This is a genomic window from Apolloniradiicaulis salifontis (genome assembly GCF_053756655.1).
Map to the genome: position 1 here is coordinate 2,183,059 of NZ_CM132387.1, position 18,090 is coordinate 2,201,148.

An 18,090-nucleotide genomic window follows, 5' to 3' on the forward strand; every position below is an offset into this window, starting at 1 on the left:
TAATCGCGCTTCGCCAGGCGGGGGCTACTCCGCCGCCTCCACCGCGGCTTTTTCTTCCACCTCGGGCTCATAGCCGAGGATCGGGCCGAGTTCCTTTTCCGCGCGCCGCAGGGTCCAGCCCTTGCGGTTCGCGTAGTCCTCGACCTGGTCCCTGGCGATCCGGCCGACCGCGAAATAGGCGCTCTTGGGGTGAGCGAAATACATGCCGGACACGCTGGCCGGCGGGTTCATGGCCCAGCTTTCGGTGAGCGCGATGCCGGTGCGCTTCGTGGCTTCCAGAAGCTTGAAGAGCAGGTCTTTTTCGGTGTGGTCGGGCTGGGCGGGATAGCCCGGCGCCGGGCGCACGCCCTGATATTCTTCCTTGATCAGCTCTTCGGCCGACAGCTTCTCGTCGGGGGCGTAGCCCCACAGCTCGCGGCGGACGCGGGCGTGGAGATATTCGGCGAAGGCCTCCGCAAAGCGGTCGGCGAGCGCCTTGAACATGATCTCCGAATAGTCGTCGTTGGCGTCCTTGAACTTCTGGATGAACGCCTCTTCCGCCTCGCCGGCGGTGACTGCAAAGCCGCCAATATAATCGTTCTGCGTCGGCGAGACATAGTCGCAGATCGTGAAATGCGGCTTGTCGGAGTCTTTCTTGGTCTGCTGGCGGATGCCGTGGAAGCGTCCGACCGCCGTCTTGCGGCTCTCGTCGCTGTAGATCTCCACATCATCGCCCTTGCGCTGGGCCGGCCAGAGACCGACCACGCCCCTGGGCTGGAGCCAGTTTTCCTCGACCATCTGTTTCAGCATCGCCTGGGCGTCGTCGAACAGGGATTTGGCCGCCTCGCCGCGATTGGGATCGGAGAAGATCTTGGGATATGTCCCCTTCATGTCCCAGGCGAAGAAGAACGGCGTCCAGTCGATATACGGCTCCAGATCGCGAAGGGTCACATCGTCGATCGTGGTGAGGCCGAGCTTTTTCGGCGTCACCGGGCGATAGCCGTCCACATCGGCGTCGAACGCCTTCTGGCGGGCGGCCTCCAGCGACAGCCGGTCGCGATTGCCTTGCGTGCGGGCGCGGGTCTCGCGGATCTTGGCGTATTTCTCCTGCAACTCGTCCCAGTAGGGCTGGCGCTGATCCTCGGCCAGAAGCTTGGAGACCACGCCCACCGCCCGGCTGGCGTCATGGACATGGACCACCGGCGCGTTGGAATAGGCCGGCTCGATCTTCACCGCGGTGTGGGCGGGGCTGGTCGTGGCGCCGCCGATCAGCAGCGGAATCTTGAAGCCCTCGCGTTGCATCTCCAGCGCCACGGTGACCATTTCATCCAGCGACGGCGTGATCAGGCCGGACAGACCGATGACGTCGGCCTTCTCGTCCCTGGCCACCTGCAGGATCTTCTCCGGCGGGACCATGACGCCCAGATCCACCACGTCATAGCCGTTGCACTGCAGCACGACGCCGACGATGTTCTTGCCGATATCGTGGACATCACCCTTCACGGTGGCCATGACGATCTTGCCGGCGGCCTGCTTGTCCAGGCCCATCTCCTCGCGCTCCGCCTCCATGTAGGGGAAGAGGTGGGCGACGGCCTTCTTCATGACGCGCGCGGATTTGACGACCTGGGGCAGGAACATCTTGCCCTCGCCGAACAGGTCGCCGACCACGTTCATCCCGTCCATGAGCGGACCTTCGATGACGTGCAGCGGACGCTCGGCGGCCTGGCGGGCCTCCTCGGTGTCGTTCACCACATAGTCATCGATGCCCTTGATGAGAGCGTGCTTCAGGCGCTCGGCCACCGGGCGCGAACGCCATTCGGCGTCTTCCTTCTTCGCCACCACGCCGTCGCCCTTGAAGCGGTCGGCGGCCTGCAGAAGGCGCTCGGTGCTGTCGTCGCGGCGGTTGAGGATCACGTCTTCACACAGCTCGCGCAGCTCGGGATCGATCTCGTCATAGATGTCGAGCTGGCCGGCGTTGACGATCCCCATATTCATGCCCTGCTTGATGGCGTGATAGAGGAAGACCGAGTGCATGGCCCGGCGCACCGGCTCATTGCCGCGGAAAGAGAACGAAATGTTCGACACGCCGCCGGAGATATGGGCGCCCGGCAGATTCTTGCGGATCCAGCCCGTCGCCTCGATGAAGTCCACGGCGTAATTATTGTGCTCCTCGATCCCGGTCGCCACGGCGAAGATGTTGGGATCAAAGATGATGTCGCTGGGATCAAAGCCGACCTTGTCCACCAGCAGGCGATAGGCGCGCTCGCTGATCTCGGTCTTGCGCTTGGCGGTGTCGGCCTGGCCCTCTTCATCAAACGCCATTACGACGACCGCAGCGCCGTAATCGCGGCAGGCGCGGGCGTGCGCGAGAAATTCCTCCTCGCCTTCCTTCATGGAGATCGAGTTCACGATCGCCTTGCCCTGCACGCATTTCAGGCCGGCCTCGATGACCTCCCATTTGGAGGAGTCGATCATGATCGGCACGCGCGAAATGTCCGGCTCGGCCGCGATCAGGTTGAGGAAGGTGACCATGGCCTCTTTTGAGTCCAAAAGTCCCTCATCCATGTTCACGTCGATGATCTGCGCGCCGTTCTCCACCTGCTGGCGGGCGACCTCCAGGGCGGTGACGTAATCGCCGTCCTTGATGAGCGTCCTGAAGCGCGCCGATCCGGTCACGTTGGTGCGCTCGCCCACATTGACGAAGATCGCGCGCGACTTGGGGGTCTCTTCGGTCTCTGTCTCGTCGGTCATAACGATCCTTAAGCCAGCTCGAACGGTTCAAGCCCGGACAGGCGCATGGCCTTGGGGCGGTCGATGGGTTGGCGTGGCGTGCCGGCGTGGGCGGCCTTGGCGATCGCGGCGATGTGCGCAGGCGTGGTGCCGCAGCAGCCGCCGAGAATGTTCACCAGCCCGTCCTCGGCCCATTCGGCCACGAAGGCGGCGGTTTCTTCGGGCGTCTCGTCATATTCGCCGAACGCGTTGGGAAGCCCTGCGTTGGGATAGGCGAGCACCTTGCACTCGGCGATGCGGTTGAGTTCTTTCACATAGGGGCGCAGCTCCTTGGCCCCAAGGGCGCAATTGAGCCCCACCGCCCAGGGCTGGGCGTGCCGGATCGAATTGTAGAACGCCTCGGTGGTCTGGCCCGACAGGGTGCGGCCGGACGCATCGGTGATGGTGCCAGACAGGATGATGGGAATGTCGCCCGGGATCAGGCCGTCGCGGCGGCACTCCAGGATCGCCTTGATCGCGGCCTTGGCGTTAAGCGTGTCGAAGATCGTCTCGATCAGGAAGAAGTCCACATGCTCGGCCATGGCGCGGGCCTGCTCGGCGTAGGTGTCGCGCACCTGATCGAAGGTCACGGCGCGAAAGCCGGGATCCTCCACGTCAGGCGACAGGGACAGGGTCTTGTTGGTGGGCCCGATGGCGCCCAGAACGGCCTTGGGCTCGCCGGTCTCCGTCTCGCACCTGTCGGCGGCGGCGCGCGCGATCCGCGCGCCCTCGGCGGCGATCTCGGCGGCCAGGCTCTCCATCTTGTAGTCGGCCTGAGCGATCTGGGTGGCCGAGAAGGTGTTGGTCTCGATCATGTCCGCGCCCGCCTTGAAGAAGGCGGTGTGGATCTCGTCGATCAGCTCGGGCCGGGACAGGTTCAGCGTCTCGTTATTGCCCTGAATCGAGCACGACCAGTCGGCGAAACGCGTCCCGCGATAGTCCTCTTCCTTCAGCTTATAGGTCTGGATCTGGGTGCCCATGGCCCCGTCCAACACCAGAATTCGCTCGCGGCCCAGGGCCTCGAGCGCTTCAATCCGTTCACGTCGAGTCATCATGTCTCGCTTCGCCGCGCCTAAGCTGCGGCTTGTTCCGATTCAGGTTTCACACCGAGCAGCGCGCAGGTGGACAGCGCCAGATCAGCCCGGTTCAGCGTATAGAGGTGGAACTGGTCGGCTCCGCCTTCGGCGAGTTTCGACGCCAGCTCGGCCGCCACATGGGCGGTCACCAGCTCGCGGGTCTTGGGGTCGTTGTCGAGCCCGTCATAAAGGTCGTCCATCCATTGCGGCATGGAGGAGCCGCACATGCCGGCCATGCGCTTGAGCCCCTTGAAGTTGGGCTGCAACATGATGCCGGGCACGATGGGGATGTCGATTCCCGCTTTGCGCACCCGCTCCAGATAGCGGAAATAGGTCTCCGCCTCGAAGAAGAACTGGGTGATCGCGCGCGTGGCGCCATTGTCGATCTTGCGCTTAAGCAGGTCGATATCGTACTCGAAATCACGGCTTTCAGGGTGCTTTTCAGGATAGCAGCCCACCGAGATCTCGAAATCGCCGATTCTCTTGATGCCGGCGGCCAGATCGGAGGCGTTCACGTACCCGCTTTCATGGGGCACGTAGGCCTCGCCGATCCCCTCGGGCGGATCGCCGCGCAGCGCCACGATATGGCGCACGCCGGCGTCCCAATAGTCCTTTATGACGCTGTCGATCTCGTCCTTGCTGGCCGACACGCAGGTCAGGTGCGCGGCCGGCTTCATCCCGGTCTCGGTCACGATGCGGTGCACCGTGCGATGGGTGCGGTCGCGGGTGGACCCGCCCGCGCCATAGGTCACGGACACAAAGTGAGGGCTCAGCGGCTCCAGGCGTCCGATGGACTCCCAGAGGCGCTCCTCCATATCCTCGTTCTTCGGCGGGAAGAACTCGAAGGAGACTTTCATGTCCCGGCTTTGACCGGGCGCGCTGCGAGCGGCGATCGTCATGAAACACCTTTGACCGGCTACGCGGCGGGTGGGTCCGCCGCACGATATAAAGATATCTTTATGCGATTATCCGCTCCTGTTCAATGCGGCATTTACGGCACACACAAGTGCAACGAAGCGGGAACAGGTTCGGCGCCGTTGACGTTTGGGCGTCTCGACCTGATTTAGATAAGCGCACCGACGACGATGCTCAGGAGAATTTTCAATCACCCGATCTTCAACCGCCTCCTTCAGATCGCTGATCTGCGCCCTCCTGCTCGCTCCGCTGGCGGCCTGCGCCTCGACACCGGAGGCGCGCGAGGCCAACGACCCGTTCGAGCCGGTCAACCGCACGATCTTTAGTATCAACACCGCGGTGGACGGCGCCGTGATCGAACCGGCCGCCAACGCCTACACCGCCGTCACGCCAGGCTTTGCGCGCACCGGGGTGCGCAATGTCTTCCACAATCTCAACCGGCCGGTGGTGTTCGCCAACACCGTGCTCCAGGGCGAGATGCAGTCCGCCGGCCATGTGCTGACAAGCTTCGCCTTTGACACCGTGTTCGGGCTGGGCGGGCTCTTCGCCGTGGCCGAGGCCAACGGCGTGCCGCAGGCCAGTGAAGATTTCGGCCAGACGCTGGCGGTGTGGGGCGTGCCCGACGGCCCCTATCTGATGCTGCCTCTGCTGGGTCCCAGCAATGTGCGCGACGGCGCCGGGCGTTTCATCGACCGTTATCCCCACCCGTTCAACTGGAACGAGGAGTTTTCAGGCTCCGATGAAGCGTGGGCCCTGCGCGCCCTGAACGGTCTTGACCAGCGCGCCCGGGCGCAGAACGCCATGGACACGCTGGATCGCACCGCCATCGACCCTTATGCGCAGCTGCGCTCGGCCTGGCGGCAGAACCGCGAACGCGAGATTCGAAACGGCGCGGGCGGTGGGGACGCTTACGAGGACCTGCCCGATTTTGATTGATCGTTTCACATCCAGGTGAGCCGCCCTCGAAACGCCGCACTGGGCCTCCCAGATGTGTGAGTAGAGACCCGAGGGCCCGCCGCCCACGCGCGGCGCGGCCAGGAAAGAAGATGCTTATGTTTGATTTTGTGAAAACCGCCGCATTGACCGCTTTCGCCGTTCTGGGCCTGTGGAGCGCTCCGGTCCTGGCCCAGAGCGCCGCCGCCCAGGATGCGGAATCCTTTGTCTCCGAGAACGCTCAGGAGGTGATCTCCTCGCTGCAGGAGCTGGAGTCCGGCGAGGTTCAGCTGGACACCGTGCGCGAAGACTTCCGCGAGCGAATTCAGCGGCTTGCAGATCTGGAGCGGATCACCAATTTCGTCCTCGGCCGCTATCGGCGCACCGCCAGCGAGGAGCAGCTGACCGAGTTTCGCGACACGTTTCGCGAATACGCCTTCTCGGTCTACGAGAACGAGCTCAACAATTACGCCGGCCAGACGCTTGAGGTGACCCGGACGATCACCCGCCGCGACGGCGATTACATCGTGGAGAGCGACGTGACCGGCGGTCCCGACGGTCGCACCTATGAAGTGAACTGGCGCGTGCTGAGAAACGAGTCTGGAGATCTGCAGGTCGTGGACGTGCAGGTCATGGGCATCTGGCTCGCCCAGACCCAGCGCGACCAGATCATTTCGGTGATCGGCAATAATCGCGGTGACGTGTCTGCGGCCACAGAGCTGTTGCGCTCCAAGCTGGACAGCGGCGATCTGCCCAGCGCGGAAGATCTGTCGGACTCCGAGTAAGCCGGCGCTCCCAGTCTTCCTTTATCGGAACGGCTTCGCGCCAAAATCTGTCATTTTGACCGGAGCGCGTCAGCGCGCAGAGCCGGGACCTGAGACGGTGCGAGGTTCCGCGCGCGCCCTGCCCGGCGCCGGGTCTCGGATATCGCTTCGCGATTCCGGGATGACAAAAATTGCGGGCCCGGGCGGCTTACGCCCCCTTCGCGATCTCCCAGGCGTATTCGGCCATGGGCTCCACCAGGGCGCCCAGCTCCTTGGCCCGCTCGTTGGACGCATTGCCCTGCACCGAGCGGGCGTAAACGCCCTGGGCGATGCCGGCGAGGCGGAAGATGTTGTAGGCGATATAGAAATCGAGCTTGGGAATGCCGTCCCGGCCGGTGCGCTTGCAATAGGCGGCGACGTAGTCCTCCTCGGTGGGGATGCCGAGCGCTTTAAGATCAACGCCCAGAAAGCCGGAGCGGATATCCTTGGGCGTGCGCCACTGCATCAGCTGATAGGTGAAGTCGGCCAGCGGATCGCCCAGCGTCGAGAGCTCCCAGTCCAGCACCGCGATGACGCGCGGCTCGGTGGGGTGGAAGATCATGTTGTCGAGGCGGAAATCGCCGTGGACGACGCTGGTGCGCTCCTGCTCGGGCGCGTGGGCGGGCAGCCAGTCGATCAGGGCGTCCATGGCCTTGATCTCATGGGTTTCAGCCGCCTTGTACTGCTTGGTCCAGCGGCCGATCTGGCGGTCGAAATAATTGCCCGGCTTGCCATATTCGCCAAGCCCCGCCGCCTGGTAGTTCACGCTGTGCAGCAAGGCGAGCGCAGCGTTGGAGGCGTCATAGATCGCCGCGCGCTCCTCGGGCGCCAGATCGGGCAGGTAGGGGTCCCAGAAGATCCGCCCCTCGACGAAATCCATCACGTAGAACGCCGTGCCGAGCACGCTTTCGTCCTCGCACAGCCCGTGCATTTTCGGGGCGGGAAAGCCGCGCGCGCCAAGCGCGGCCATCACCTTGAACTCGCGGTCCACCGCATGGGCGCTCGGCAGAAGCTTGCCCGGCGGCTTGCGGCGCAGCACATAGCGCCCGCTCTTTGCATCCAGCTTGTAGGTCGGGTTCGACTGCCCGCCCTTGAACTGGGTGATGGCGAGCGGGCCTTCAAACCCGTCCACGTGATCGGCGAGCCAGCGCTCCAGCGCCGCCTCATCGAATTTCAGGGCGTCGGCGACCGGCTTGGTGCCGGAGAAGGCGTCGTCGAGTTGGGACATGGGGTCTCTTTATCAAAACCTATGAATTCCCGGACAAGCGAAGCGCCGATCCGGGACCTTGTCCCGATACTGACGCATGTGCTTCATCCGGCACAAGGTCCCGGGTCGCCCGTAGGGCGCCCGGGAATTCAATCTCTATTGGACCGCTCGTGAGCCCCTACCCCTCGTGCTTCACCACCGCGCCGCGGGCCATGACGAAGTCCACGTCGGTGAGCTCGGAGATGCTCTGAAGCGGATCGCCGTCCACGGCGACGATGTCGGCGGAGAAGCCCGGCGCGATGCGGCCGATCTCATTCTCCAGGCGCACATGGCGGGCGCCGATCGTGGTGGCGGTGGCGATCGCCTCCATGGGGGTCATGCCGGCCTCCACATAGAGCTCGAACTCGCGGGCGTTGTCGCCGTGGGCCGAGACGCCGGAATCGGTGCCGAAGGCGATGGTCACCCCGCCCTCATGGGCGCGGCGGACCATGTCCAGCATCTGAGGCCCCACCATGCGGGCCTTGGCCGCCTGGAAGGGCGTCATCCAGCCGGAATCCGCCTGATTGGCCACCCATTCGCCCGCCATGGCGGTGGGGACCAGAACCGCGTCATTCTCGCGGAATAGGCGCATGGACTCCCGGTCGAAATAGGTGCCGTGCTCGATGGAATCGCCGCCGGCGCGCAGGAAGCTGTTGATGCCGGTGACGCCGTGGGCGTGGGCGGTGACGCGCCGGCCCATCATGTGGGCGGTCTCCACGATGGCGTTCAGCTCTTCCTGAAAGAATTGCTGTTCCACCCCGGCGCCGGTGGAGGAGAGCACGCCGCCGGTGGCGGTGATCTTGATGACGTCGGCGCCTTCCTGAACCAGCTGACGCACCGCGCGCGAACAATCAGCCGCGCCGTTGCAGGCATAGGGGCTGCCGTTTTCGCGCAGCACCTGCACCGCCCATCCGTTTATGTCGCCATGGCCGCCCGTGGGCGTCACCGAGCCGCCGGCGATGCGCAGGCGCGGTCCCATGAAATCGCCCGCCTCGACCCCGTCGCGCAGCGCCCTCACCGCTTCGATGTTTCCGCCCACGTCCTGCACGGTGGTGAAGCCGGCCTGCAGGGTGCGTCCGGCGTAGAGCACGCCGTCAATGGTGCGGTCGGCCACGCCTTCGGAGAACGCGGCGATGCGCCGGCCCGGCCCCTGCTCATTGGTGATGTGCACATGGGCGTCGATGAAGCCCGGCATCACATAATCATCGGAAAGATCGATGATCACGGCGCCCTCCGGCGTCAGATAACCGCTTTGAATCGCCTCAATGGTATCGCCGCGCACCAGAATCGACATCTCGGTTTGCGGTCGGTCTTCGCCCGGCGCCGCCATCAGCACGCCGGCGTGGGTCACGGTGAGCGGCTCGGCCGCCTCGTCCTGAGCGAACGTCGACGCAGCTGACAGCGCGGCGAACAGGGCGGCGGCGCAGGCGCCGGCCAGAGCAGTGCGGACCATGAATCCTCCCGATTTTTTTTCTTAAAACCATTCATCCGCACGCCGCCCGGCGCTGTCAAATCGCGGGCCGACACGAAAACAGCCCGGGCGGGCGCCCGGGCTGTCTGAAAATCTCAAAATGACTGCAGGTGCTTAAAGGCCGGGCAGCTTGGATTGAGCGCTGCGGCGCCGCGTGATCTCCACATCGCCGCCGCCGGTTATGCGCTCCATGCGGGCCCGCTCTTCGGCCGGATCCAGCGGCTCTCCCTGATCGTTCACAAGGCGCTCGTTGTCGCGCCAGAACATCACGCGGTCAGACAGGCTCTCGCGCTTGCGCACGATGCCGGCGGTCTCCCCGTCGATCAGGGCGCGCACGTCAGGATTGGCGTCCGCTGCGCCGGCCCGGGCGGCGAACAGGATCTCGCCGTCGGTGGCGCGTGAGGAGTCCAGATCCCCGAACAGCGCGCGGCGCGCCTGGCGATCCTGGAAGATGTCTTCAGCGCGCAGCTCGCCGGGCTGGGGCGGACGCAGATTATACTCGGGCGGCACGGTGAGCGGGGCGATGGTCACGACGCGAAACTCGTCGGGCGTGCTGCGCTCGGACCCCAGGGCCTGGCGCACGCCGGAACTGCACGCGCTGGCGCCGACCAAGGCTGCCGCGGCGACAATGAGCAGGGACCGGATTTCCATGGGTCGGAGCCTTCCGCTTCAAAATACTTGGTGACCATCTAACAGAGGCGGGCGGTAAAAGGCCAGCCTTCTCGGCGCCCTGCACGCGGCCCGCTTAACCGTCCCTGTCGCCGTGAAGCACCAGATCAAGGATCAGCACCGCCACGCCCACGCTGATGCCCGCGTCGGCGATGTTGAACACCCACGGAAAATACAGCCCGGAAAAGTCCAGAAAATCGGCCACGGCGCCATAGAAGATGCGGTCGAGCACATTGCCCAGCGCGCCGCCGATGATCATCCCGAAAGCCAGCGCCTGAAGCCGGCGCCTGGCGGAGAACATCCACACCGCCAGAAGCCCGGAGATCACGAGCGACACCGCGATCAGAAGCCCGCGCTGCCACCAGCTGTCGGCGGGAAACAGGCCGAAGCTGACGCCGCGATTCCACACCATGGTGAGCTTGAAGATCGGATCGATGAGGATGATCGAATCGCCGGGCGCGCGCGCATCCAGATCAAGGCCGTTGAGAATCCACAACTTGGTGGCCTGATCGGCGGCGAAAACGATCAACGCCACGGCGAATCCGAACAGCACGATGGAGGCGGCCGGCCGGCGTCGTGAAAACATGCGTTTCATCGGGACTCCCTCAAGACGTCTGAGCCGATACCAGCCCTCCTTGAGGAAATCCAGAAGAAGCCGCGCCTAGCCACCGATATGCGACAGGAAAGGCAGGCCCAGCGCCAGCGCCATGACCAGCTCGAAGCCCACCCCGGCGACATTGTAGCTGGTGGCGGTCTCTTTTTCCCGGTCGGCCACAATCGACACGACCCGGCCGATCGCCATGCCCAGCCAGTAGCAGGCGGCGGCGAAGCTTGACCCCATCACCGCTCCGGCGCCGGCCTGAAAACTCATGGCCAGGGTGAGCAGAACCGCCGCATGCAGAAACATCAGCGCGCCGCCATAGCTGGCGCGAAACTCCGCCCAGCCGCCCTTCCAGCGCGGATCCGGCGCAAGGCGCACCACGCTCTGGCCCCAGCGCGGATTGATCAGGCTCAAGAGACCCATGACCGATCCCGCAAGGGCGGCGAGTCCGGCGATGATCCACGTGATCGGCAAGCCCTCGCCCATGGCGTGCTCCATTATTCAAGTGCGTTGGAAAGGTATGTCTTCGAGTCGCTTGGAAGGTAGTCCGCCCTGTGACGAAAGAAAGCGCAAGAACCCATCAGGCTCGCTGAACCCGGTCAACCGCGGCGTAGAGCGCGCACAGCCCGGCCACGCACCCGGCGAACAGGACCGGGACGGCTGCGCTGGGCCCTTGCGCCGCCGCGAGCCCCGCGCCGCAAATCAGCGCGGTGAGCCCGCCATAGACCACGGCCACGCGCCGGTGACTCCAGCCAGCTGCGATGAGGCGCTGATAGGCGTGCTCGCGGTGCGCGCTGAGTGAAAAGCGGCCATGACGCGCCCGGCGTAAGAGCGTCAAAAGCACGTCCGCCAGAAACACCAGGACAAAGAGCGGCGCCAGCCACAGCGAGCCGGAAAACCCCTGCCCGGCCATGGTCAGCGCGCCGGCGGCGTAGGCCGCGCCGGCGGCCAGCGCGCCGCAATCGCCGGCGAAGACGCGGGCGGGCGGGCGGTTGAAGACGATGAACCCGGCCAGTCCCGCCGCCAGCGCCGCGCCGATGAGGCTGGCGTTGAGCGCGCCCGCCACCAGCCCGGCGACCGCCAGCGCCAGGCCCGCCGGAATCAGCACTGCGGCGAGCATGCCATCCGAGCCGTCCATGAAATTGGCGGCATTGACCACCACGAAGACGAACAGGCCCGACCCCGCCAGCCCCGCCCACAGGGGCAAAGAGACGGCGATATCAGGGGTGAGACCGATCCAGTCCACCGGGCCGGCGACCCAGGCCAGCGCCAAAGAGAGTGTGACGAAGACGGCGAACTTGGCGCGCTCGTTCAGGGTGAGAAGATCGTCGGCGAGCCCCAGGGCGCAGAACAGGGCGATGACGGCCAGAACGGGGGCCAGCGCCGCGCTTCCCACCGGGAAGGCGCTTGCAGCGGCGAGCCCGGCGCCCAGCCCGGCGGCGATCCCAAGCCCGCCGGCGCGCGGCGTCGGCGTCTTGTGGCTGGAGCGCTCATTGGGCTGATCGATCACCCCGGCCTTCATGGCGAGCATCGTGACCAGAAGGCTCACGAGAAGGCTGCAAAGCCCGGCGGTGAGAAACACAGCGCTCACGCCGCACCGCCCAGACTCACGGCGCGCACCGTCCATCCGGCGTGCTCGGCGGCGAGCATGCCGGCGCCGGCCCTGGCGGCGTCTTCGGTCTCAAACAGCGCGAAGGCGCTGGCGCCCGATCCCGACATGCGCGCCAGGCGCGCGCCGGGCAGCGCGGCCAGCGCATCAATCGTCTCGCCGGCCTGCGGCTCCAGAATGCGGGCGGGCACCTCAAGATCGTTCGTCCCGGCCTGGACGACCGAAAGCGCGCCTTCGAAATTTCCGGCGGCCGGAACGCGCGCCGGCGCAAGCGGCGCGGGGTCGCCGGCGTCGAACGCCTTGAACACGGCGCCGGTGCCCAAGGCTGCGCCGGGATTGGCGATCACCGCGTGAAGGGCGGGCCAGGCCACCAGCGGCGCGATGCGCTCGCCGATTCCCGTCATCAGGAGCGGGCGCGCATGGACGCAGGCCGGAATGTCCGCGCCCACGGCCGAGCCGATTTCAGCCAGCGCCTTTGTGGAAAATCCAAGATCCCAGATCCGATTCAGCACTCTCAGCGCCGCCGCCGCGTCGGCCGAGCCGCCGCCGAGACCGGCGGCCACCGGTAAATGCTTGTCCAGGGTCAGCGCCGCCCCCAGCTCCGGCTTGCCGGCCGCAGCGCGCAGGGCGTAGGCGGCTTTCAGAACCAGGTTCTGCGGCTCAGCCAGGAGCGCCTCGCCTCCCGGTCCGGAGAGGGTGAGGGAGAGAGCCTGCGCCGGCTCGGCGGTCACAGTGTCGGCCCAGTCGGCGAACACCACAAGCGAGGCGAGCGGGTGATACCCGTCCGCCTGCGCGCGGCCCACATGCAAGGTGAGGTTCACCTTGGCGGGCGCAGCCTCCGTGGCGCCATGACTCATTCCAGATCGTCCGGTCCCGCGGCGACGCCCAGCTCGAGGCGGCGATCCAGCAAGGCCTGTTCACGCGGATCGGGATCAAGCTCCAGCGCCCGGCGCCACTGGAAGCGCGCCTCCAGCTCACGGCCCACGGCGGCGTAGGCGTCGCCCAGATGCCAGTTGATGGTGGGGTCCGACGGGCTGCGCTCCACCGCGCGCTCCAGCCAGGTCACCGCCTCCTCTGGCCGACCCTGCTTGAAATGGCCCCAGCCCAGCGAGTCCAGGATCGCGCCGTTGTCCGGGGCCAGCCGGGCGGCCCGCGAGACCAGCTCGAAGCCTTCATCGACCCGCTCGCCCAGCACGATCCAGTTATAGCCCACATGGTTGAGCACGCGCGGCTCGTCGGGCGCGATCTCCAGCGCGTCGAGATAATAGCGCTCGGCCACCGCCCAGCCGTCGCGGGTCTGGCGGCAGACCCCGGCGTAGTAGATCGGGCGCCAGTCCAGCGGCTCGCCGGCCTCGCGGCGCGCGGCGGTCACCTCGTCATAGAGCACCGCCGCCTCGTCGCACCGGCCGGAGGCGCGCAGCATGTCGGCCAGCAGGAGCCTGGGCGCCTCGCGCCGGGTTTCGCCCACCAGCGCGCGCGCCTCGTCCAGCGCCTCGTCCCTGGCGCCGGAGCGAAACTCCAGCCAGGCCGCGTTCACCGACGCCTCGGGGCTGAACGGGCCTCCTGAGATGGTGCGGTAGGCGCGCGCCGCCCCGTCATTGAGGCTCAGCTCCTCCAGCATCTGCGCCAGAGCCATGGTGTTGCGCTGAAACGTGTCGTCCAGGCGCTGAACGACGCGCAGATAGAGCGCCGAGTAGTCCACCGGCGCCTGGGAGGTCAAAAGCGCGGACGGCGCATAAAGCGCGCGCGCCGCCGCCTCGGCGGGGCGCGGGAAGCGCGGGGCGCGGCGCTGCGCGATCACCCGCTGAAGGCTTTGCGAGACCTCAGGGTCCTCGCGGCGCGGCGACTGAGCCAGACGGCGCTCATAAACCGCCGCCGCTTCATCACGGCGCCCGCGCCGCTCCAGAAATTCGCCCAGCAGAACCGTGGTGAAATCATCAAGGCCCAGCGTGGTGTCCGCGGCCCGGTAGGCGCGCTCGGCCGCGCCGAAATCGCCGACGGCCTCAAGGATCAGCGCGCGATGAACCAGAAGATGGCCCGTCGCCGAAAACGGCGTATCGGAGCCGGCGGCGAGCGCGCGCGCTTCATCGCGCCGGCCCTCGTCCACCAGCGCCCAGGCGCGCAGCATCTCCTCGATCATCGCCGAGAACGGATCGGGTGCGGGATCGCGCGCGGGCGCATCCAGCCTCGCGCCGGCGAGGACGGCCGCCGATACGTACAGCCGCGCCAGGCGAGAAGCGCCCTGATCGCCGGCGGCCGCCACGGCGACGGCGTCGGCATGGTCAAAATCACCCGCCAGCAGGGCGGCCAGAAAGGCTCGTTCGGAAATCAGTTCAGAACCCGGCTCGAAGGCCAGCGCCTCGGCGTAAAGGCGCGCCGACGCATCCACATCGCGCGTGGCGCCGGCGTAGCGCGCCGCGAGGAACGCGCCATAGGCCGACTGGGACCGGGCGTCCGGCTCCATGAAGCCGGCCGGCCCTGCGGTGCAAGCGCTCAAACTCAAGCCCAGACACAGAATCGCGCCGGCGCGCGCCATGGCGATCGCAGGGATGGTGATCGCCACCCCGCGCCCCCTACATGTTCGGATAATTGGGACCGCCCCCGCCTTCGGGCGTGGTCCAGTTGATGTTCTGGTTCGGGTCCTTGATGTCGCAGGTTTTGCAGTGGACGCAGTTCTGCGCGTTGATCACGAATTTCTGCTCGCCCGAGCCGTCGGCCTCGGTCCATTCATACACGGCCGCCGGGCAATAGCGCGCCGACGGGCCGCCAAAGACCTTCAGCTCGCTCTCCTTCTGCAGCTGGGCGTCGGAGAGCCTGAGGTGAACCGGCTGGTCCTCCTCGTGATTGGTGTTGGAGATGAACACCGAGGACAGGCGGTCGAAAGTGAGCACGTTGTCGGGCTTGGGATAATCTTTCGGCTTGCACTTGTCGGCCGGCTTGGTGGCCTCGTAGTCGGCGCCGCCATGGCCCAGCGTGCCGAAGATGGAGAAGCCGAACAGCTGGTTGGTCCACATGTCCAGACCGCCGAGGGCGACCCCTACAAGGGTGCCGTACTTGGTCCAGAGCGGCTTGACGTTGCGGACCTTTTTCAGCTCCGCCTTCACCCAGGATTGGTCATAGGCCGCCGCATAGGCGTCCAGGCGGTCATGCTGGCGCTCGGACGCCAGGGCGTCGAACGCGGCTTCGGCGGCCATCATGCCGGTCTTCATGGCGTTGTGGCTGCCCTTGATGCGCGGCACGTTCACAAAGCCGGCCGAGCAGCCGATCAGCGCGCCGCCGGGGAAGACCAGCTCTGGAACCGACTGATAGCCGCCCTCGGTGATGGCGCGCGCGCCATAGGACAGTCGCTCGGCGCCCTCGAAGATCTCGGCGATGTCGGGATGGGTCTTGAACTTCTGGAACTCGCCGAACGGGAACAGGTTCGGGTTCTTGTAATTGAGGTGCACCACGAAGCCGACAGACACCAGATTGTCGCCGAAATGGTACATCCAGCTGCCGCCGCCGGTCTCGTTGTCCAGCGGCCAGCCCATGGTGTGCTGCACCAGGCCCTTCTTGAACTTCTCCGGCTTGACGCGCCACAGCTCCTTCATGCCAAGCCCGTATTTCTGGGGCTCGCGGTCTTTGGAGAGGTCGAATTCGGAAATCAGCTTTTTCGACAGCGAGCCGCGCGCACCCTCGGCGATCAGGGTGTACTTGCCGCGCAGCTCCATGCCGGGCTGGTACATGTCCTTGTGAGAGCCGTCCTTTGCGACGCCCAGATCGCCGGTGACGACGCCCTTCACCACCCCGTCCTCGACGATGTAGTCGGCGGCCGGAAAGCCGGGATAGATCTCCACGCCCATGGCCTCGGCCTTTGCGCCGAGCCAGCGGCACAGATTGGCCAGCGAGCCCACATAGCAGCCCTTGTTGTGCATGAAGGCCGGCATGCCGAAGCCGGGAAGCGTCGCCGAGCCCGCTTCGCCCAGGGCGACGAACTTGTCCTCGCTCACTTGAGTATCAAAGGGCTGGGTCTCGTCATTGCGCCAGTCGGGGAAGAGCTCGTCGAGCGCCTTGGGGTCGAACACCACGCCGGAGAGAATATGCGCGCCGACTTCGGAGCCTTTCTCCAGAACCGCGACAGAGAGATCCGTACCAGTCTCCTCGCATTTCTGCTTCAGCCGGATCGCCGCGGCCAGGCCCGCCGGGCCGGCGCCTGCGATCACGACGTCATAGTCCATGGATTCGCGCTCGATCGCCTCTTCAGCCATGTCGTCTCCTGTCTCTTTCAGCCAATAGCGCCGCTGGCGCTGGCGCAGCCGTTTCGCCTGTCTTAGCCTAGGCTTTCCCCATGAGCTAGGGCGCCGCGCGGGCGAAGGCCAGCGCGCCCGGCCGCGACAGACAGGTGCACGCCCGACAATGAGCGCTGAGTTAAACCAGGCCGATTTGCGCGCGCTGCAAAGTCTTATCGACTGGTGGGACCAGGCGGGCGTGGAGACTGCGCCGATCCCCTTGAGCGAGGTGCGCGCCCGGGCGCCGGCGCCGCAGGCGGACCCCACGCGTCCCCTGTCGGAGCGAGCCGGCGGCCCGGCCTCACGCTCACGCCCCGGTGCAGGCGAAGGTTCAGGTTCAAATTCAGACGACGCCGCGCCTCCGCCGCGCGCCACCGCTGCGGCGGCGCGCGCGGCCGGCTATGGCGGCGCGGCAGGCGAAAACGCAAAAGCGATCGCCGCCGCTTGCGCGACGCTGGACGATCTCAAGGCCGCAATTGACGCCTTTGACGGCTGCCCGTTGAAAGCCACCGCCACCAGGGCCGCGTTCGCCCGGGGAAACCCGCAGGCGCGCGTCATGGTGATCGGCGAAGCGCCGGGCCGCGAGGAGGACCGCGAGGGCGAGCCCTTCGTGGGCGAGGCCGGCCAGCTTCTGAATCGCATGCTCGCCGCCATCGGGCTGGACGAGACCAGCGCCTACATCACCAATATCGTGTTCTGGCGCCCGCCGGGAAACCGCAAGCCCACCGACGCCGAGATCGAAGCCTGCCGCCCCTTCACCGAGCGCCATATCGAACTGGTCAAACCCGACTTCATCCTGCTGGCCGGCGGGATGAGCGCCCAGACACTGCTTCGCCAGCGCGCCGGCATCACCCAGCTGCGCGGCAAATGGGCGGAGCTGAAAGCCGGCGACGCGGTGATCCCGGCGCTTGCCACCTTCCACCCGGCCTTCCTGCTCCGGCGCCCCCAGGAAAAGGCGAAAGCCTGGTCCGATCTGTTGAGCCTGAAGGCGCGGCTTCAGCCGCCGCCGCGGTGACTGCGCGTCAGTCTCCCCGGCGCGGAAAAAATTTCGACCGGAGCCAGCCAAGCGTGGAATTACCCTGCAGAACCTCGCGGTAGGCCGCGCTCATGAAGGCATCAAGGCCTTCAGGGTCGCCCATCAATTCCATTCGGGTCTTGAAGGGGCCGCCGGGATCCAGCGTCTTCACCGGGCGCGCCGGACTGCCTGCGGCGACGGTGTTGGCGGGGACGTCCTTGGTGACGACGCTGCGCGCGCCGATGACGGCGTTGTCGCCGATGCGCACGCCCTTGGAGATGAAGGCGCCGTCGCCGATCCAGACATTGTCGCCGATCACCACCGGCTCGGCCTGGGGCGCCGGATCAATACGGTTATAAAGCCCGTGCCAGTCTGAATCGGTGATGGTCACGCTCTTGGCCATGAGCGCGCCGTGGCCGATGCGGATGGATTTCGCCGCCAGGATACGGATCCCACCCGCGAAGAAGCAGCAATCGCCGATCTCGATCTCGCCGGGCGCGTCCTTTGGCGACCAGACCGTGAAGCTCACCGGCTGGTCGGCCCGGCTGACGATGTGGATCGCCCGGCCGGCGCGCACATTGGGGCCGAACACCTCCACATTCCAGGGCCGCACGATCTTGGCGTGATCGCCCAGCGCCTCGAAATGGGGCGCCAGGAAGCGCGCGGCCCAGGCGTTTTCAAAGCGCTCCCACGCTGCGTGCATCCAGTAAGGGCGGTGGTCACGGCGCATGGAAGC

General features: G+C 66.3%; 16 protein-coding genes. 3 read left to right on the top strand and 13 right to left on the bottom strand.

Features of this window, described 5'->3' with window-relative positions; genetic code table 11:
- Positions 1-24 precede the first annotated feature (24 nt).
- The 3 genes from metH to metF are packed head-to-tail and all read right to left on the bottom strand — an operon-like array spanning position 25 to position 4,723.
- Positions 25-2,730, bottom strand: a complete 2,706-nt coding sequence (gene metH / locus ACWCOP_RS10550; RefSeq protein ID WP_478248243.1) for a methionine synthase — start codon at positions 2,728-2,730, stop codon at positions 25-27.
- 8 nt (positions 2,731-2,738) lie between these two features.
- On the bottom strand, positions 2,739-3,800 hold the full coding sequence (locus ACWCOP_RS10555; RefSeq protein WP_478250680.1) for a homocysteine S-methyltransferase family protein: 1,062 nt from the start codon (positions 3,798-3,800) through the stop codon (positions 2,739-2,741).
- Positions 3,801-3,820: 20 nt separating this feature from the next.
- Positions 3,821-4,723, bottom strand: a complete 903-nt coding sequence (metF, locus tag ACWCOP_RS10560; protein ID WP_478248244.1) for a methylenetetrahydrofolate reductase [NAD(P)H] — start codon at positions 4,721-4,723, stop codon at positions 3,821-3,823.
- 265 nt (positions 4,724-4,988) lie between these two features.
- Here metF and ACWCOP_RS10565 point away from each other — a divergent pair, with 265 nt between their 5' ends.
- Together ACWCOP_RS10565 and ACWCOP_RS10570 are read left to right on the top strand one after the other, a co-directional pair.
- A complete protein-coding gene (locus ACWCOP_RS10565) occupies positions 4,989-5,675 on the top strand; it encodes an MlaA family lipoprotein (RefSeq protein ID WP_478250681.1) in 687 nt (228 codons plus the stop codon).
- 116 nt (positions 5,676-5,791) lie between these two features.
- Complete coding sequence (locus ACWCOP_RS10570) at positions 5,792-6,457, top strand: MlaC/ttg2D family ABC transporter substrate-binding protein (RefSeq protein WP_478248245.1); 666 nt, start codon at positions 5,792-5,794, stop codon at positions 6,455-6,457.
- Between the two features lie 187 nt (positions 6,458-6,644).
- On the opposite strand, the gene ACWCOP_RS10575 is transcribed toward ACWCOP_RS10570, so the two are convergent.
- The 9 genes from ACWCOP_RS10575 to ACWCOP_RS10615 form a co-directional block, all read right to left on the bottom strand.
- Positions 6,645-7,703, bottom strand: coding sequence for a phosphotransferase (locus ACWCOP_RS10575; RefSeq protein WP_478248246.1), 1,059 nt, complete (start codon positions 7,701-7,703; stop codon positions 6,645-6,647).
- Positions 7,704-7,860: 157 nt separating this feature from the next.
- The gene (locus tag ACWCOP_RS10580; RefSeq protein WP_478248247.1) at positions 7,861-9,174 is read right to left on the bottom strand and encodes a metal-dependent hydrolase family protein; all 1,314 of its coding nucleotides are present in this window, start codon (positions 9,172-9,174) and stop codon (positions 7,861-7,863) included.
- A gap of 132 nt (positions 9,175-9,306) precedes the next feature.
- Positions 9,307-9,843, bottom strand: coding sequence for a DUF3035 domain-containing protein (locus ACWCOP_RS10585; protein ID WP_478248248.1), 537 nt, complete (start codon positions 9,841-9,843; stop codon positions 9,307-9,309).
- 94 nt (positions 9,844-9,937) lie between these two features.
- Positions 9,938-10,456 carry a signal peptidase II gene (gene lspA / locus ACWCOP_RS10590; RefSeq protein WP_478248249.1) on the bottom strand — a complete coding sequence of 173 codons (519 nt, stop codon included), beginning with the start codon at positions 10,454-10,456 and terminating at the stop codon, positions 9,938-9,940.
- Between the two features lie 66 nt (positions 10,457-10,522).
- The gene (locus ACWCOP_RS10595; RefSeq protein ID WP_478248250.1) at positions 10,523-10,948 is read right to left on the bottom strand and encodes a hypothetical protein; all 426 of its coding nucleotides are present in this window, start codon (positions 10,946-10,948) and stop codon (positions 10,523-10,525) included.
- A 94-nt stretch (positions 10,949-11,042) separates the two neighbouring features.
- Positions 11,043-12,053: an MraY family glycosyltransferase gene (locus tag ACWCOP_RS10600; protein WP_478248251.1), complete on the bottom strand. Its 1,011-nt coding sequence runs from the start codon at positions 12,051-12,053 to the stop codon at positions 11,043-11,045.
- Positions 12,050-12,928 carry a 4-(cytidine 5'-diphospho)-2-C-methyl-D-erythritol kinase gene (locus ACWCOP_RS10605; protein ID WP_478248252.1) on the bottom strand — a complete coding sequence of 293 codons (879 nt, stop codon included), beginning with the start codon at positions 12,926-12,928 and terminating at the stop codon, positions 12,050-12,052. The genes ACWCOP_RS10600 and ACWCOP_RS10605 overlap by 4 nt, the downstream gene beginning before the upstream one ends.
- Positions 12,925-14,634: a tetratricopeptide repeat protein gene (locus ACWCOP_RS10610; protein ID WP_478248253.1), complete on the bottom strand. Its 1,710-nt coding sequence runs from the start codon at positions 14,632-14,634 to the stop codon at positions 12,925-12,927. Before ACWCOP_RS10610 ends, ACWCOP_RS10605 begins: the two co-directional genes overlap by 4 nt.
- Positions 14,635-14,644: 10 nt before the next feature.
- Positions 14,645-16,318, bottom strand: coding sequence for an electron transfer flavoprotein-ubiquinone oxidoreductase (locus ACWCOP_RS10615; protein WP_478248254.1), 1,674 nt, complete (start codon positions 16,316-16,318; stop codon positions 14,645-14,647).
- A 148-nt stretch (positions 16,319-16,466) separates the two neighbouring features.
- Between ACWCOP_RS10615 and ACWCOP_RS10620 the strand changes: the two genes are divergently transcribed.
- Positions 16,467-17,354, top strand: a complete 888-nt coding sequence (locus ACWCOP_RS10620; RefSeq protein WP_478248255.1) for a uracil-DNA glycosylase — start codon at positions 16,467-16,469, stop codon at positions 17,352-17,354.
- A gap of 7 nt (positions 17,355-17,361) precedes the next feature.
- Here ACWCOP_RS10620 and ACWCOP_RS10625 read toward each other — a convergent pair whose 3' ends face one another.
- Positions 17,362-18,084 (bottom strand): acyltransferase, encoded by a 723-nt coding sequence (locus ACWCOP_RS10625; RefSeq protein ID WP_478248256.1) that lies wholly within the window; start codon positions 18,082-18,084, stop codon positions 17,362-17,364.
- Positions 18,085-18,090 lie beyond the last annotated feature (6 nt).